Raw genomic sequence first — 2,241 nt, 5'->3', positions numbered from 1 at the left:
AGTCAGCCGAGGAAGCGCAACAGCTACTGGATGACACACTGGAAGAAATACGAGCCAGAACCTCAGATTGACGCCAGTGTTGCAGAAGCGAAGTCGTCAGACTGGGGCATACCCTATCCTGATGTCAGGATGCCCCTGTCAGGAACGTCAGGATAAAGCCATCTTGCCAATTGTTTGACACGTTACCCCGAACGTCATAGATTTCAAGCTGACATTTTCACCGGACGCCGTCGTGAAGAACGGTCAGCGAGTGGGCTATGTGCGGGTCAGTACGTTCGAGCAGAACGCTGGGCGGCAGCTTGACGGCGTCGATCTGGATCGCATCTTTACCGACAAGGCGTCGGGCAAGGACGTGAAACGGCCACAGCTCGACGCGCTGCTGGGTTTTGTGCGGGCCGGCGATACGGTGGTGATCCACAGCATGGACCGGCTCGCACGAAACCTCGATGATCTTCGGCACATCGTCCAGTCGCTCACGGAACGTGGCGTAAGCATCGAGTTTACGAAGGAATGCTTGACGTTCACGGGCGAGGACTCACCGATGGCGAACCTGATGTTGTCAGTGATGGGAGCGTTCGCAGATGATGCGGAGCGCGGAATTATGCAAAGCCACACCGCCATAGTGGCGGCGCAGCTTGCATCTCAGCAGCACACCGCTGTGCATTATCCCGGCTCGAACAATGAGGCGATCAGCGCGTCCGGCGCCTTGAATCGACTGAACGTAGTCACTTCCGCAGAGGCCCGGTTCCATCAGCTTGGGCCAATGGTGTTAAATCCGCATGCTGCAATACGTCCGGTTGTGGGGCCACGCCTCCGATCGGTCTCACTCTTGCAGCTCAACCAATTAATTAGGTACACGAAGTAGATGACCTTGCACTTCGGCGGCGCATACTTGTGCTGCCTTTCAATCAAGTGAGGCCATCATGCTTGAAACACATTTGAAGTCACCTGTAACGTGCCAGCGGCTCCGCGCGGGTCCCGCGGCAGATCACATCGACGGGTTCGCCGACTGGCTCCAGCGATGTGGGTATGCCCCCGGTAGCATCGACTGGATGCTGCGCTGCCTCGCCGGCTGGACAGATTGGATGCTCGCCAGCGGGTTTGGCGCGCAAGAGTTGCTGCCCGGGTTCAAGGCGTGCAAGGTAGAACTCGACAAGAAGCGGCATGTTCCCTACAGTCGCGGAGCCAATCGCCAGTCGTTGACGGCAGCCTCGGTGTTCATTCGATTCCTTCGACACGAGGGTAAGCTTGCGCCCGCCGTGGCTCCGCCATCTGCCAGTGACCTTTGGCCTGTGCTCGGAGAGTTCCGGTTGTGGATGTACAAGCACCGTGGGTTGACTGAAACGACGCTCGACATCTATCAGCGGACCCTGATGGGGCCGTGCACTGCGCTCGGTGATGATGCACACGCCTATTCCGTCGAAGCGCTACGGGCCTTCGTCCTTGACCGCGCGCGTCCTCACGGAATTGAGAATGCCAAGAGCATCACTGTCGCCGTACGCTCTTTCCTTCGCTTTCTCGGTGCCACCGGACGTTGCCCTGAGGGCCTCGAGCAAGCCATCCCTGGTTTCGCATGCCACCAACTCGCGGCGGTACCTCGGTTTCTCCTTCCAGAGGATGTCGAGCGAGTGATCTGCTCTTGTCCCGAAGATCCCAACGGGTTGCGCGATAAGGCCGTCCTCCTGCTCCTAGCCCGGCTCGGGCTGCGTGTGAAGTTGACCCGGAAAAACGGACACCTATTCTGTAGAGAAGGAGGTGCCGAAAAATGGGTAGGCATCGTAATCCGTATCCGGCGCAATTCCGGGTGCACATGGTGGAGCTGGTCAAGGCGGGACGAACGCCGGAAGACCGTCTGAAGGACAACGCCGCGTCGCGGTTTCAGTGCGCCAGGCTGGCGCACCCTGGCGGCATCGCCGCCGGGGGTTCTCCAAGGGGGTTCCCCTTGGAGCACGATATGTTTGGCAAAGTGCGTAGCAATTTGTCGAACATATACATCGTGCCTCGGCGCAGTGGAAATTTGCGCCTTATCTGGAATCAGACTGGAAATCCCACTGGAACAGACCAGAATTACCAAAATGAAGGTGTAACGACCTGAAAGCACGCTAGAATGAGCTTGAAACGGCTTTAATCATTTGGAATCCACACATTTACAGATCTGCGGATGAACGCTGACGAATTTCTGGCCACGGTGCGACCAGCAAGGAGGGTATCCAGGCTGGTTCCATTCCGGGATGATCTGCT

2 protein-coding genes are annotated in these 2,241 nt (G+C 57.7%); both read left to right on the top strand.

Going from position 1 to position 2,241, the window contains the following annotated elements; all coding sequences use genetic code 11:
* The first annotated feature begins 232 nt into the window (after nucleotides 1–232).
* Nucleotides 233–865, top strand: a complete 633-nt coding sequence (locus AWB78_RS50095; protein WP_374729531.1) for a recombinase family protein — start codon at nucleotides 233–235, stop codon at nucleotides 863–865.
* 187 nt (nucleotides 866–1,052) lie between these two features.
* Nucleotides 1,053–1,856, top strand: coding sequence for a site-specific integrase (locus AWB78_RS46160; RefSeq protein WP_157697897.1), 804 nt, complete (start codon nucleotides 1,053–1,055; stop codon nucleotides 1,854–1,856).
* Nucleotides 1,857–2,241 lie beyond the last annotated feature (385 nt).

This window comes from Caballeronia calidae (assembly GCF_900044055.2).
GTDB classification, from domain to species: domain Bacteria; phylum Pseudomonadota; class Gammaproteobacteria; order Burkholderiales; family Burkholderiaceae; genus Caballeronia; species Caballeronia calidae.
This window is presented reverse-complemented; position numbering and strand designations above follow the sequence as displayed.

What these genes read in the sequence shown, in the direction of transcription:
- AWB78_RS46160 (WP_157697897.1), top strand. Translation starts at nt 1,053, where the DNA reads ATGCTGCGCTGCCTCGCCGGCTGGACAGATTGGATGCTCGCCAGCGGG.